Origin of the sequence: Streptomyces sp. NPDC050287 (assembly GCF_044459385.1) — a bacterium.
In the GTDB taxonomy this organism is placed as follows: Bacteria; Actinomycetota; Actinomycetes; order Streptomycetales; family Streptomycetaceae; genus Streptomyces.
The window spans coordinates 389,886-403,619 of the sequence record NZ_JBITIY010000006.1; the positions used below are offsets into that span (position 1 = coordinate 389,886).

The 13,734-nt window shown below is 72.0% G+C and carries 12 protein-coding genes; 6 read left to right on the forward strand and 6 right to left on the reverse strand.

Going from position 1 to position 13,734, the window contains the following annotated elements:
- Positions 1-9 precede the first annotated feature (9 nt).
- From ACIBK3_RS23730 to ACIBK3_RS23740, 3 genes are read right to left on the reverse strand one after another with little or no spacing between them, the layout of a single operon-like run.
- Positions 10-840 carry a sugar phosphate isomerase/epimerase family protein gene (locus tag ACIBK3_RS23730; RefSeq protein WP_399368439.1) on the reverse strand — a complete coding sequence of 277 codons (831 nt, stop codon included), beginning with the start codon at positions 838-840 and terminating at the stop codon, positions 10-12.
- Positions 837-1,988, reverse strand: coding sequence for a dihydrodipicolinate synthase family protein (locus tag ACIBK3_RS23735; RefSeq protein WP_399368440.1), 1,152 nt, complete (start codon positions 1,986-1,988; stop codon positions 837-839). The genes ACIBK3_RS23730 and ACIBK3_RS23735 overlap by 4 nt, the downstream gene beginning before the upstream one ends.
- Positions 1,985-3,136, reverse strand: coding sequence for a Gfo/Idh/MocA family protein (locus tag ACIBK3_RS23740; RefSeq protein ID WP_399368442.1), 1,152 nt, complete (start codon positions 3,134-3,136; stop codon positions 1,985-1,987). Before ACIBK3_RS23740 ends, ACIBK3_RS23735 begins: the two co-directional genes overlap by 4 nt.
- Before the next feature lie 371 nt (positions 3,137-3,507).
- Here ACIBK3_RS23740 and ACIBK3_RS23745 point away from each other — a divergent pair, with 371 nt between their 5' ends.
- The 3 genes from ACIBK3_RS23745 (at position 3,508) to ACIBK3_RS23755 (ending at position 6,633) form a co-directional block, all read left to right on the forward strand.
- A complete protein-coding gene (locus ACIBK3_RS23745; protein ID WP_399368444.1) occupies positions 3,508-4,554 on the forward strand; it encodes a LacI family DNA-binding transcriptional regulator in 1,047 nt (348 codons plus the stop codon).
- Positions 4,555-4,778: 224 nt separating this feature from the next.
- Positions 4,779-5,720, forward strand: a complete 942-nt coding sequence (locus ACIBK3_RS23750) for a GNAT family N-acetyltransferase (protein ID WP_399368445.1) — start codon at positions 4,779-4,781, stop codon at positions 5,718-5,720.
- 112 nt (positions 5,721-5,832) lie between these two features.
- Positions 5,833-6,633: a sugar phosphate isomerase/epimerase family protein gene (locus ACIBK3_RS23755; protein WP_399368447.1), complete on the forward strand. Its 801-nt coding sequence runs from the start codon at positions 5,833-5,835 to the stop codon at positions 6,631-6,633.
- Between the two features lie 200 nt (positions 6,634-6,833).
- Here the strand turns inward: ACIBK3_RS23755 and ACIBK3_RS23760 are convergent, their stop codons facing one another.
- Positions 6,834-7,466 carry an ABATE domain-containing protein gene (locus tag ACIBK3_RS23760; RefSeq protein WP_399368449.1) on the reverse strand — a complete coding sequence of 211 codons (633 nt, stop codon included), beginning with the start codon at positions 7,464-7,466 and terminating at the stop codon, positions 6,834-6,836.
- Between the two features lie 78 nt (positions 7,467-7,544).
- Here ACIBK3_RS23760 and ACIBK3_RS23765 point away from each other — a divergent pair, with 78 nt between their 5' ends.
- The 3 genes from ACIBK3_RS23765 (at position 7,545) to ACIBK3_RS23775 (ending at position 11,612) form a co-directional block, all read left to right on the forward strand.
- On the forward strand, positions 7,545-8,315 hold the full coding sequence (locus ACIBK3_RS23765; protein WP_399368451.1) for an MBL fold metallo-hydrolase: 771 nt from the start codon (positions 7,545-7,547) through the stop codon (positions 8,313-8,315).
- Positions 8,316-9,019: 704 nt separating this feature from the next.
- Complete coding sequence (locus tag ACIBK3_RS23770; RefSeq protein WP_399368453.1) at positions 9,020-10,831, forward strand: glycoside hydrolase family 3 protein; 1,812 nt, start codon at positions 9,020-9,022, stop codon at positions 10,829-10,831.
- A 139-nt stretch (positions 10,832-10,970) separates the two neighbouring features.
- Positions 10,971-11,612 carry a hypothetical protein gene (locus ACIBK3_RS23775; protein ID WP_399368918.1) on the forward strand — a complete coding sequence of 214 codons (642 nt, stop codon included), beginning with the start codon at positions 10,971-10,973 and terminating at the stop codon, positions 11,610-11,612.
- A 37-nt stretch (positions 11,613-11,649) separates the two neighbouring features.
- On the opposite strand, the gene ACIBK3_RS23780 is transcribed toward ACIBK3_RS23775, so the two are convergent.
- Together ACIBK3_RS23780 and ACIBK3_RS23785 are read right to left on the reverse strand one after the other, a co-directional pair.
- Positions 11,650-13,113 carry a S28 family serine protease gene (locus ACIBK3_RS23780; protein WP_399368455.1) on the reverse strand — a complete coding sequence of 488 codons (1,464 nt, stop codon included), beginning with the start codon at positions 13,111-13,113 and terminating at the stop codon, positions 11,650-11,652.
- Positions 13,114-13,223: 110 nt separating this feature from the next.
- Positions 13,224-13,616, reverse strand: a complete 393-nt coding sequence (locus ACIBK3_RS23785) for a hypothetical protein (protein WP_399368457.1) — start codon at positions 13,614-13,616, stop codon at positions 13,224-13,226.
- Positions 13,617-13,734 lie beyond the last annotated feature (118 nt).

A 13,734-nucleotide genomic window follows, 5' to 3' on the forward strand; every position in this document is an offset into this window, starting at 1 on the left:
CGCACCGAGCTACGCCGTGTGCGTCACGAAGCGTTCCGCGGTCTCGGCGAGCACTTCCCTGCCGTCCCGCGCCCACAAGCCGTCGTTGAAAAGCTCGACCTCGATGGGGCCGGTGTACCCGGCCGCCGTCACGTATCCCAGCCACTCCCGCATGTCGATCGCTCCGTCGCCGATCTGGCCGCGGCCGTTGAGGACGCCCTCGGGCAGCGGGGTGGTCCAGTCGGCGAGCTGGAAGGTGTGGATGCGGCCGCCCGCGCCCGCGCGGGCGATCTGGTCGGGGGCCCGGTCGTCCCACCAGATGTGGTACGTGTCCACCGTGACGCCGACCTGGTGGGCGGGGAAGCGTTCCGCGAGGTCCAGCGCCTGGGTGAGGGTGGAGACCACGCAGCGGTCGGAGGCGTACATGGGGTGGAGCGGCTCGATGGCCAGCTTCACCCCGTGGTCCTCGGCGTACGGGCCCAGTTCGGCGAGGGCGTCGGCGATCCGCTCCCGGGCGCCGTGCAGGTCCTTCGAGCCGGCGGGCAGGCCGCCGGAGACCAGCACGAGGACGTCGGTGCCGAGGGTGGCCGCCTCGTCGACCGCCCGGCGGTTGTCGTCCAGGGCGCGGGCCCGTTCGTCCGGGTCGATCGCCGTGAAGAAGCCGCCGCGGCAGAGGGTGGTGACCGTGAGGCCCGCGTCGCGGACCAGCTTGGCCGTCGCCTCCACGCCGTACGTCTGGACGGGCTCGCGCCACAGGCCCACGCCCGGTACGCCCAACTCCAGGCAGGCGTCGACCAGTTCCGGCATCGACAGCTGCTTGACGGTCATCTGGTTGATGCTGAAGCGCGCGAGGTCGGTCACCGGTCCACTCCGTACACGGACAGCAGGGTCTTCATCCGCTCCTCGGCCAGCTTGGGGTCCGGGAACAGGCCGAGGCCGTCGGCGAGTTCGTAGGCGCGGGCCAGGTGCGGCAGGGAGCGGGCCGACTGGAGGCCGCCGACCATGGTGAAGTGGCTCTGGTGGCCGGCCAGCCAGGCCAGGAACACCACGCCCGTCTTGTAGAAGCGGGTCGGCGGCTGGAAGAGGTGGCGGGACAGCTCGACGGTGGGGTCGAGGAGCTCGCGGAACCCGGCCACGTCGCCCGCGTCGAGGACGCGGACCGCCTGAGCCGCCAGCGGGCCCAGCGGGTCGAAGATGCCGAGCAGGGCGTGGCTGAAGCCCTGCTCGTCGCCCGCGATCAGCTGGGGGTAGTTGAAGTCGTCCCCGGTGTAGCAGCGGACGCCCTGCGGGAGGCGGCGGCGCAGGTCGACCTCGCGCTCGGCGTCCAGCAGGGAGACCTTGATGCCGTCCACCTTGTCGGGGTGGGCGGCGATCACCTCCAGGAAGGTGTCGGTGGCCGCGTCCAGGTCGGACGAGCCCCAGTAGCCCTCCAGCGCCGGGTCGAACATGGGGCCGAGCCAGTGCAGGATCACGGGTTCGGCGGACTGGCGCAGGAGGTGGCCGTAGATCTCCAGGTAGTCCTCGGGGCCGGTGGCCGCCGCCGCGAGGGCGCGTGAGGCCATGAGGATCGCCTGGGCGCCCGCCTCCTCGACGACCGCGAGCTGCTCCTCGTATGCCGCGCGGACCTCTGCCAGGGTCCCCGAGGCGATCTGGTCGGTGCCGACGCCGCAGGCGATGAGACCGCCGACCGACTTGGCCTCGGCGGCGGACCGGCGGATCAGCTCGGCCGCGCCCGCCCAGTCCAGGCCCATGCCGCGCTGGGCGGTGTCCATCGCCTCGGCGACACCGAGCCCGTGCGACCACAGGTGGCGGCGGAAGGCGAGGGTGGCGTCCCAGTCGACGGCGGCGGGCGAGTCGGGGGTCACGTCGGCGTACGGGTCGGCGACCACGTGCGCGGCCGAGAAGACCGTACGGGAGGTGAAGGGGGCGCCGGTGGTGACGGCGAGGGGGTCGGTGCGGGGCTCGTAGGTCCGCAGCCGGCCGGTGTGGTCGGGAAGCTGGATGGTCACAGCGCCACCTCCGGTACGTCGAGACGGCGGCCCTCCGCCGACGACCTGAGGCCCAGCTCGGCGAGCTGGACACCGCGCGCGCCGGCGAGCAGGTCCCAGTGGTAGGGGGCGTCGGCGTAGACGTGCTTGAGGAACAGCTCCCACTGGGCCTTGAAGCCGTTGTCGAACTCCGCGTTGTCCGGGACCTCCTGCCACTGGTCGCGGAAGACCTCGGTGGCGGGGATGTCCGGGTTCCAGACGGGCTTCGGGGTGGCGCTGCGGTGCTGGACCCGGCAGTTGCGCAGGCCGGCGACGGCGGATCCCTCGGTGCCGTCCACCTGGAACTCGACGAGCTCGTCGCGGTTGACCCTCACCGCCCAGCTGGAGTTGATCTGGGCGATGGCGCCGCCGTCCAGCTCGAAGATGCCGTAGGCGGCGTCGTCGGCGGTGGCGTCGTAGGGCTTGCCGTTCTCGTCCCAGCGGTCGGGGATGTGGGTGGTGGCGATGGCCTGGACGGACTTCACCCGGCCGAACAGCTCGTGCAGGACGTACTCCCAGTGCGGGAACATGTCGACAACGATGCCGCCGCCGTCCTCGCTGCGGTAATTCCACGACGGGCGCTGCGCGGTCTGCCAGTCGCCCTCGAAGACCCAGTAGCCGAACTCGCCGCGCACGGAGAGGATCCGGCCGAAGAAGCCGCCGTCGATGAGCCGCTTGAGCTTGAGGAGTCCGGGGAGGAAGAGCTTGTCCTGGACGACTCCGTGCTTGATGCCCTTGTCCTGCGCGAGGCGGGCGAGCTCCAGGGCGCCCTCGAGAGAGGTGGCCGTCGGCTTCTCGGTGTAGATGTGCTTGCCGGCGGCGATCGCCTTCTTGATCGCCTCCTCGCGGGCGGAGGTGACCTGGGCGTCGAAGTAGATGTCGACGGCCGGGTCGGCGAGGACCTCGTCGACGTCGGTCGAGATGTGCTCCAGGCCGTGCTGCTCGGCGAGCGCCCGGAGCGCGTGCTCGCGGCGGCCGACCAGGATCGGCTCCGGCCACAGCACGGTGCCGTCGCCGAGGTCGAGGCCGCCCTGTTCACGGAGGGCCAGGATGGAGCGGACCAGGTGCTGGCGGTAACCCATGCGTCCGGTCACGCCGTTCATGGCGATACGCACCGTCTTGCGTGTCACGTCATTCCCTTCGCAGGCGTCGTACGCGGCGTTCGTGCGCAGCGGTCGTGCGCGGTTCGTACGCAGCGGTCGTGCGCGTTTTCCTACACGGTGGTGCGCTGGCGCGTACGCCTCTGCTGCCGAGCGGTGCGGAAGAGCAGAACGGTGCGGAACAGAGCCCATACAGCAAGCGCTTTCTATCTGATGAGAAGCTAGCCTCTGAGCAGCGGTCTGGACAAGACCGTGACGGGGTTGAGTTGTTCGAGGGGGCGAACAACGGGGAGTGGGGGCCGTATGGTCTGCTCGACACGCTCGGAACCGAGGCTGCGCGTGGTCTGTCTACGTGGGCGTACGACGACGTACGACGAAATGCTCGACCGGAGGACGACGAGATGACGGTGACCCTGGCGGACGTGGCGGCCCGCGCCCAGGTCTCCCCCGCGACGGTGTCGCGCGTGCTGAACGGCAACTACCCCGTGGCGGCGTCCACCCGCGACCGGGTGCTGCGCGCCGTGGACGAGCTGGACTACGTACTCAACGGACCCGCCAGCGCACTGGCCGCGGCCACCTCCGACCTGGTCGGCATCCTGGTCAACGACATCGCCGACCCCTTCTTCGGGATCATGGCCAGCGCCATCCAGTCCGAGATCGGCGGACCGGGCGGGCGAGCGGGGGGCGAACGGCTGGCGGTCGTGTGCAACACCGGGGGCTCGCCGGAGCGGGAGCTGACCTACGTGACCCTGTTGCAGCGGCAGCGGGCGGCGGCCGTGGTGCTGACCGGCGGGGCCATCGAGAACGCGGCGCACACGGCGGCGATGTCGGCGAAGCTGCGGAAGCTGGGGGAAGCGGGGACCCGGGTGGTGCTGTGCGGACGCCCGCCGGCGCCGGACACCGGGGCGATCGCCCTGACCTTCGACAACCGCGGGGGCGGACGCGAACTGACCGAGCACCTGATCGGGCTGGGACACCGGCGGCTCGGATACATCGCGGGACCCGAGGAACGTACGACGACCCGGCACCGGCTGGAGGGCCACCGGGCGGCGCTGGACGCCCACGGGATCAAGGAGGACCCCCGGTGGACGGTGTGGGGGCGCTACGACCGGCAGTCGGGGTACGAGGCCACGCTGGAGCTGCTGCGGCGGGATCCGTCGCTCACGGCTGTGGTCGCCGCGAACGACTCCGTCGCGCTGGGGGCGTGCGCGGCGCTGCGCGACTCGGGGCTGCGGATTCCGGAGGACGTCTCGGTGGCCGGCTTCGACGACCTCCCGTTCAGCGTCGACGCGATGCCTTCGCTGACGACCGTGAGGCTGCCGCTCGCGGAGGCGGGGGCGCGGGCGGGCCGGATCGCCATGGGGCGGGAGGAGCCGCCGCCCGGAGGGATCGCGACGGTTCGGGGGGAGCTGATGGTGCGGGGGTCTTCTGGGGGGCCGCGGGATTGAGGGGGCCGGTGGTGTGACGGGGGGCTGGTGCGCTGACGGGGCCGGTGCTTTCACGGAGGCTGCCGCGTTGATACAGATCAAGGCCGAGCAGCCCGCCTTCCCTCGTGACCGCCGCACGGGCATGGACGTGCGGTGCCCGGTCGTCCTACGCTCGACCCAGCGATATCTCTGACTGAGTCAACCATCGGGGTTCACCCGCCGGGACCACTTGGGGGTCGACGGTCATGACCGTCCACGACATCCGCGCCTTCAACCGCTTCTACACGAACGCCATCGGCGCCCTCGACTACAGCCGCCACCTGTACGCCCCGTACACCCTCACCGAGTCCCGCGTCCTGTACGAGCTCGCGCACTCCCCGCGGACCGACGCGGCCGACCTTCGCGCCGAACTCTCCCTGGACGCGGGCTACTTGAGCCGCATCCTGAACAAGTTCGAGCAGGACGGACTGATCGAGCGCACCGCGTCGCACCGTGACACCCGCCGGCGGCACGTCACGCTCACCGACCGCGGCCGGGAGACCGCCGCGCTGCTCGCCGAGCGGGCGAACGAGTCCGTGAGCGCCCTGCTCGCCACCGTCCCGTCCACCGAGCGGCCCCGGCTGTCCGAGGCGCTGCGGACCGTGCGCGAGATCCTCTCCGACGGCCGCCCGCCGCGCCGCGAGGACGTCGTCCTGCGCGAGCCCGGTCCCGGCGACCTCGGCTGGATCGTGCAGCGCAACGCGGCGCTGTACGCGGCCGAGTACGGCTTCAACGCCGACTACGAAGGGCTGGTGGCGAAGATCGTCGCCGACTTCGCGGTGGACCACGATCCGCACCTGGAGCGGGTGTGGATCGCCGAGCTGGACGGCCGGCCGGTGGGATGCATCATGTGCGTACGGGACGAGGCGCCGGCCACCGCCCGGCTGCGGCTCCTCGTCGTCGAACCGGACGCGCGGGGCCTGGGCATCGGCGACCGGCTCGTCACGGCGGTGATCGACTTCGCCCGCGAGGCCGGATACCGCGAGGTCGTCCTGTGGACCAACGACATCCTCGGCGCCGCCCGCCGCATCTACCAGCGTCACGGCTTCGTCCTCGTCGCCGAGAAACCTCACCGGTCGTTCGGGAAGGACCTGACGGGACAGGACTGGCGGCTGGATCTGCACCGCACGCAGGGCGGGGACGAGTGACCGGCCGATCTTCAGGGCACGGGTGAAGGAGGGACGGGAACCGGACGGACGGGACCGACACGTACCACCCCCCGTCTGGACCCCAGCCGACTCGCGAGGAACAGTAGGAATCATGAAACTGGCGTTCTCCACCCTCGGCGTTCCCGGCCTCCCCCTTCCCGACGTGCTGCGTCTCGCGACCACGTACGGCTATCACGGCGTCGAACTGCGCGCCCATCCGGAGGAGCCGGTGCATCCCGGCCTCGACCTCGACCGACGGACCGAGGCCGCAGCCGAATTCAAGGCGGCCGGGGTGGAGGTGCTGGGCCTCGCCGGGTACGCGCGGGTGGCCGCGCCGGGGGAGGACGAGCCGGTGGTCGAGGAGATCCGCCGGCTCCTCGACCTCGCCCGCGACCTCGGCGCGCCCTACGTGCGGGTCTTCCCCGGCGGCGGCACCGAACAGAGCCGGGAGGAGGCCGACGCGGCCGCCGCGCGGCGGCTGGGTACGGCCGCCGAGTACGCCGCCGACGTCGGCGTACGGATCCTGCTGGAGACCCACGACTCGCACCGCACCGGCGCCGACGCGATCCGTGTGCTGGGCCTGGTCGGCCACCGTCAGGTCGGCTCGCTGTGGGACGTCATGCACACCTGGCTGGGCGGCGAGCAGCCCTCGGAGACGTACGCGGCGCTGTCCCCGTATCTCGGTTACGTCCAGGTCAAGGACATCGCCTCCGCCGAGGACAAGACCCCGCTGGCCCTCGGCACCGGGGTGCTGCCGCTCGCCGAGTGCGTGGAGGTGCTCTCCCGGCACGGCTGGGACGGCTGGCTGTGCTGGGAGTACGAGAAGCGGTGGTACGAGGCGGCGGCACCGCTGCCCGACCTGCTGGGGGCCGGGCGGGACCACCTGGCCCGGCTGCTCAACGAGTCCGCCTGAGACTGCCGGGGGCGAGATCCTCCTCGGTCGGCCGGGGTGCGGGGGCGAGAGGCTTTCCTGGTCGGCCGAGTCGCCGGGGGCGGATTGTTGTTCCCCGCCCGGCCGAGGCAGCCGGGGCCGGGGGCTTTCCCGCCCGGCCGAGGCAGCCGGGGCCGGGGGCTTCCCCGCCCGGCCGAGCCTGCCGGGCGCCGAGGTGTGTCTCAGTCGGCCGTGGCGCCGGTGCGTCGGGCGTAGGCGCGGGCCGCGCGGGCGCGGTCACCGCAGCGGACGGAACACCAGTGGCGGCGCCCCGCGCGGAGCAGATAGCGGTTGCACGGGGCGGAGCCGCAGGCGGCCAGGCGTTCGGCGTCGGGGCCGGTGAGCAGGTCGGCGGCGCCCGAGGCGAGGGCCGCGAGGGCGTGGTCGACGATCTGGTCGGTGGGGTGCGGGGCGACCCGGTGCAGACCGCGGGCCGGGTCCCAGTGCAGCAAAGCGGCCGTGGGGACCCGGGTGAGCGCCGTGTTGACGGCGGCCAGTGCCCCGGAGGGAGCGGGCTGCCCCGCGACCTGGGCGGCGAGCAGTGTCCTGACCTCCTCGCGCAGGGACCTCATGCGGCCCGCGCACACCTCCTGCAGCCCGGCGTCCGCCGGGGCGAGGCCGCGCTCGGCCAGCCACCGCGTCGCGGCCTGCGGCCTGTCGAGGAGGTCGAGGACCCTGCCGCCGGGCAGGGCGATGACGCTGTTGGCGAAGTCGAGGGCGGGGTACTGCTCCGCACCCGGCGCCGGAGCCGGCACCGACTCGGGCTCGGACTCGGACTCAGGCTCGGCGGTCGCGATCTGTTCCACGATTCTCACGGTACCGCTTGCCTTTGTCCGTGACAAACACCTAACCTCACGGATACCGAATCTCTCAACCGTGAGGTGTTTGTTGTCATGACCGGTGTGGGCACGACCAGCGAGCAAGTCACCGTCCGTGTCTTCGGCGGCCCGACCGCTCTCATCGAGTACGGCGGCCTGCGCTTCCTCACCGACCCGACGTTCGACGACCCCGGCGACTACCCCCTGGGCAACGGCCGCGCCCTCACCAAGACGGCCCCCGCCTCCGCCGCCCCCGCCGACCTCGGCCGCATCGACGCGGTCCTGCTCTCCCACGACCAGCACCCGGACAATCTGGACCGCTCCGGACGGGCCCTGCTCGCCGACGTACCTCTGACCCTCACCACCCCCGGCGGCGCGGACCGCCTGGGCGGCACCGCCCGGGGCCTCGCCCCCTGGGACTCCGTGGACCTGGACCGCCCCGACGCCGGCGCCGTGACCGTGACGGGGGTACCGGCCCGGCACGGCCCCGAGGGCTGCGAGCCGGTCGTCGGGGAGGTCGTCGGTTTCGTCCTGACCGGGGACGCCCTGCCCACGGTCTACGTCAGCGGTGACAACGCCTCACTTGATCTGGTCGGGCGGATCGCCGAGCGCTTCGGCCCGGTGGACACCGCCGTCCTCTTCGCCGGTGCCGCCCGCACCGCCGCCCTCGACGGCGCGCTGCTCACCCTGGACAGCGCTCAGGCCGCCGAAGCCGCCCGGATCCTCGGCGCCCGCCGGGTCGTCCCGGCCCACTTCGACAGCTGGGCCCACTTCACCGAGGGCCGGGGCGAGTTGGTGGACGCCTTCAGCGCGGCGGGACTGGGCGACCGCGTGCAACTGAGCTGAACGCTCCCCCCGGTACCTCATGGCGTCCGCGGCCCTGAGCGCCCGCGGACGCCGCCCACGTGAGCCCCGCCACCGCCACCGGTCGTCCGGCAGCGGTGCCTTGCGGTCCTGCTGGACCTGGATCTCGTAGTACGAGTCCGCCGCCGTGCCGTGGAACGCCTCGTCGTAGGCCGCCATCGCCCCGCGTAGCGCCCCGCCGCCCGTTCCCCGGCGGCGGATGTGCCGGGCCAGCCACACGAACAGGCCAAGGACGACGGCGAGCGCGGCGAGAATGATGAGGAGCGGCAGAAGCTGGCCCATGAGCCGACCGTACGCTGTACGTCGGCAGACTCGGGAGGCTCGGCAGCCCGCGGGGCCGCGCCCGGCACGCCCCCTGGAACCCACTGGCCCCGGGCGTCCCGACTTCCGGGAAGGGGGCTCTGGTCGGGAACCCCGCCCCCCTCCCGCGCGTCCAACCCGCAAGCTGTCGGAGAGTCACCGTGGTGCGGTGTCGGCCTCGCTGCTGGCTGCGAACGCTGACCCACCCTCTCCGCCGTGCCGCGGCCGGCAGCATGCCGTCATCGGCGCGCCCCCCTCCAACTGCGCCGATGACGGCCCCTCCGCGCTCCGTGCGCTCCCCTGTGCGTTCCCTTGACTGGCAGAAACTTCCCGGATATTGCTGACTCCTCGGAAGTTTCCTTCAATGGACTCCGGAAGGAGCGCACGTGCCCTCCAGACGCACCTTTCTCACCGCCGGCGCAGCCGCCACTGCGGGCGTCACCACAACCCTGGCGACCGGCGGCCCCGCCCACGCCGCCACCACCGACGACAAGAAGCTCCGCGCCCTCATCTCCCGCATGTCGCTGGAGGAGAAGGTCGGCCAGCTGTTCGTGATGCGGGTGTACGGCCATTCGGCCACCGCCCCCGACCAGGCCGACGTCGACGCCAACCTCAAGGAGATCGGCGTCCGTACGGCCGCCGAGCTGGTCGCGAAGTACCGGGTCGGCGGGATCATCTACTTCACCTGGGCCCACAACACCCGGGATCCGCACCAGATCGCCGGCCTGTGCAACGGGATCCAGAAGGCGTCCCTGGAACAGCCGCGCGGGCTGCCGGTGCTCATCTCGACCGACCAGGAGCACGGGATCGTGTGCCGGGTCGGCGAGCCCGCGACCCTCTTCCCGGGCGCGATGGCGATCGGTGCGGGCGGCTCGCGCACGGACGCCCGCACGCTCGGCCGCATCGCGGGCCAGGAGCTGGCGGCGCTCGGCATCCGGCAGAACTACTCCCCCGTCGCCGACGTGAACGTCAACCCGGCCAACCCGGTCATCGGTGTGCGCTCCTTCGGCGCCGAACCGGACGCGGTGGCGGGCCTGGTGGCCGCCGAGGTCGCGGGGTACCAGGGTGCGCGGGTCGCCGCGACGGCCAAGCACTTCCCGGGGCACGGCGACACGGCCGTCGACAGCCACTACGGCTTCCCGGTCATCACCCACAGCCGGGAGCTGTGGGAGAAGCTGGACGCCGTCCCGTTCCGGGCCGCCATCCGCGCCGGCATCGACTCGATCATGACCGCGCACCTCCAGTTCCCGGCCCTGGACGCCTCCGGCGACCCGGCCACCCTCTCGCACCCGATCCTCACCGGCATCCTGCGCGGCGAACTCGGCTACGACGGCGTCGTGGTGACCGACTCGCTCGGCATGGAGGGCGTGCGCACCAAGTACGGCGACGACCGCGTGCCCGCGCTCGCGCTCAAGGCCGGCGTGGACCAGCTCCTCAACCCGCCCTCCCTGGACGTGGCGTGGAACGCGGTCCTGAAGGCCGTACGGGACGGAGAGCTCACCGAGGCACGGCTCGACGAATCGATCCTGCGCATCCTGCGGCTGAAGGCGAGGCTGCGGCTGTTCGAGGAGCCGTACGTCAGCCAGGCCGGGGTCACACGCAGGGTCGGGACCGGGGCGCATCTGGCGGCGGCCGACCGGGTCGCCGAGCGGACGACGACGCTGCTGGTCAACGAGGGGAAGGTGCTGCCACTCTCTCGCCGCCGTACGCCCAGGGTGCTCGTCGTCGGCGCGGATCCCGCCTCGCCGTCCGGGACCACCGGGCCGCCCACCGGGGTGCTCGCGGGCGCGCTCACCGAACTCGGCTTCACCACCGGCGCGCTGCCGACCGGCACGGCACCCTCCGCCGCCACCGTCGCCAGGGCGGTCGCCGCGGCCGGGGACGTGGACGCGGTGGTCGTCGCGACGTACAACGTCACCGCGAGCAGCGCCCAGAAGACACTGGTCGAGCAGCTGGTGGCGACCGGGAAGCCGGTGGTGGCGGTGGCGGTCCGCAACCCGTACGACGTGGCCCAGCTGCCCACCGCATCGGCGTTCCTGGCGGCCTACTCCTGGACCGACGTCGAACTGCGGGCGGCGGCGCGGGTGATCGCGGGGCGGGTCCGGCCGCGAGGGAAGCTGCCGGTGCCGGTGCAGCGGGCGGACGATCCGGCGCGGGTGCTGTATCCGGTCGGGTTCGGGCTGACGTACCCGGCGTAGTCCTCGGGCCCGGTCCCCCTGCGTAGTCCCCATACGCCACGCAACCGGCGCACCACCGCCAAAAGGCGCAAAGCGCCCCACACGCCTGGCGTGGGCCCGTCGTGGCGGTCACGCTGGACGGGGGTGCCGGGGGATGACGATGCGCGAGCGAGGGTCCGTGAGGGCGGTGTGCGCGGTATTGACGGCGTCCATCGCCCTGCTGACGGGATGTCAGCAGTCTGGTGCGCGAGGTGGCGGGGAGGACGGCCGGCTGGGGGGCGGGGCGTCGTCGGTGGCACCGGACCGGGCCTCCGGGTACGGGGCGGTGTTCCTCGCGGTCGACGAGTGCAGTTCCTTCGGGACGGCCGGCTTCACCGAGGTCCCCTGTGCCGGCGAACGGGCGGCGGCCCGGGTGGTGGCGCGGCACGACGGCACGGTGACCGACGGTCCGTCCTGCCCGGCGACCACCGACTTCGTGCTGCACATCAGCGAGCAGCGCCCGGTCTCCGACGAGGACGGCGACGGGGCCGTACCGCAGGGCTACGCCTGCATGCGCAACCTGGAACCCCCGCATCCCGGCGACCCGGGCGGCGGGGGCGGGCCCCGTACCATCGTCGGCGACTGCGTCTACAGCCTGGGCGACGGGCAGGTCCGCGAGACCGCCTGCGACGGCACGGGTGAGAAGCAACCGCAGTACAAGGTGGAGAAGGCCGTCTCCGGACGGGCCCAGTGCCCGCTGTCCACGGCCCTGTACGTCCAGCTCGGCGGCGAACGGCCGGTGGGCTGCGCCCGGCCGGTGTGACCCGCAGCGGGGCCGACGGCCGGGCACAGCAGCGGAGTTACGGCCGCAGGCCGGGCTCGCGCTCCACGTCACGCCGGTCGAGCCTGGCGTCGAACCGCGCGAGCGGCCTGGCCGCCGACGGGTCCGCCTGGACGGACGCGGACGCCACACCGGCCCACTCCAGGATCCGGGCGGTGGCCAGGGCCTTCTGAGCGGGTATCAGACCGGCCACGTTCGCCCCGTGGTTGAGGCCGGGGGCGGTGAAGACGTACGAGTCCTTCGCGCCCGTGCCGAGACGGAACGGCTCCGCGCCCCACGGGTCGTTCTGCCCGTACACGAAGAGCATCCGGCGGGCGTTGTGCTGCACCCAGGTGTCCACGTCACGCATCGCGAACGGCTGGAACCTCATGGGGATGGAGCGCGGGACGAAGTTCCGGGGCGGCTGGTAGCCGTAGCGGATGTACTTCTTCTCGATGTACGGGAAGTGGATCGTGGGCGCGCCCAGCTGGGTGCCGGCCTGGTAGTAGTACGGCGTGTACGTCTCCAGGCCCTGGTCGGTGTAGGCGGAGACCCCGGAGATCGTGTCGACGGAGGTCCAGATGTCGTCGTCGGTCGCGGTCTGCGCGTCCGCCGGGACCGAGTCGCAGTCGGACAGCAGGCTGTACTGCCAGAAGCCCCAGACGTAGTCGAGGACGACGGCCTCGTAGGCCCGGTCGAGGCTGCCGATGGTGTCGAAGGTGTAGCCGTTCTCGGCCGCGTACGCCGCGTACTTCCTCTCCAGTGGCTCCCGGCGCACCAAGGCCTCGCGCTGGACCGCGTTCAGGCGGTCGCGGCACTCCTTGGTGCCGACGGCGGCGAAGAAGCGGTCGTAGGCCGAGTCCTCGTCGTTCACGACGTCGTTGGGGGCGACATAGGCGACGACGCCGTCCATGTCACGCGGGTAGAAGCGCTCGTAGTAGGTGGCGGTCATGCCGCCCTTGGAGCCGCCCGTGGAGATCCACTTCTTGGTGTAGACGGACTTCAGGGCCTTGAAGACGCGGTGCTGGTCACTGGCAGCCTGCCAGATGTCCAGTTTGCTCCAGTCGGCCGGGGCGGGCCGGGACGGCGTGAAGAAGCGGTACTCCATGGAGACCTGGTTGCCGTCCACGATCTGCGTCGGCTCGCGGCGTCCGGGGTTCGTGGAGACGTTGTAGCCGCCGGTGTAGAAGACGGTGGGGCGGGAGACGTCCTTGTGCAGCACGGTGATCCGCTGCTGGAACGTGCCCTTGGACGGATGCCGGTGGTCCACCGGCTGGGTGTAGTTGAGGACGAAGAAGCGGTAACCGGTGTACGGCTTCTCCTCGATCAGGCTCATCCCCGGGATGGCGAGGAGCCGGTCCTTGATGTCCGTGGTCGTACTGGTGCTGCCGGTGGTGCCGGTGGTGCCGGTGGCCTCCGGTTCGGCGGCGGTGGCCGCTCCCGCCGTGCTCAGTGTTCCTATGAGCACCGTGAGCGCCAGCAGCCATCTGAGCGCCTTGCGCATGCACCCTCCCCTGTGTTTTACAGATGTCCGGCGGAAGCTAGCGGAGCAAGTCCCTTGCGCACCAGGGGAGATGGGCTTTCATGGGGAAAACCCCGCAAGGGTACCGGTGTTCAGCAGAGGATCCAGCCGGTAGCGACCGAGCCGCCGCTCACCTGCCCCTTCACTCGCACGCAGCGGTGGCCGGCGTGCACGGTGACCGGTCCGGCGCGGCGCGAGTAGCGGCCGTCGTCGACGACCGGACGGAGGCCGCGCGCCTGCACGCTGACCATCATGTGCCGCTTCGGACCGGGGGTCTTGGCGAGAGTGACCGCACAGACGAAGCCGCTCCGCTTGTAGATCTGCACGGAACCGGTGGTGAAGGAGAGCGTTCTGACCTTGCGTCCGGCGCAGGACGAGGCGTCGGCGGCCTGCGCGGACGCCGGCATCAGCAGCGCGAGCAGGCCGGACGCGGTCACCAGGGCCAGAGCGAGCGCGAGGCGCCGCCATAGCGCACCACAGTCCACAGTCGTCCCTCCCGTAAGCGTGACTCATGGACGTACAGGTGTACGGACGCACGACACATGTCCGATGGTTGCGCGACCGTCACTGCGACGCGCCGACCGGCTCCTCGGGTTCGGCGGC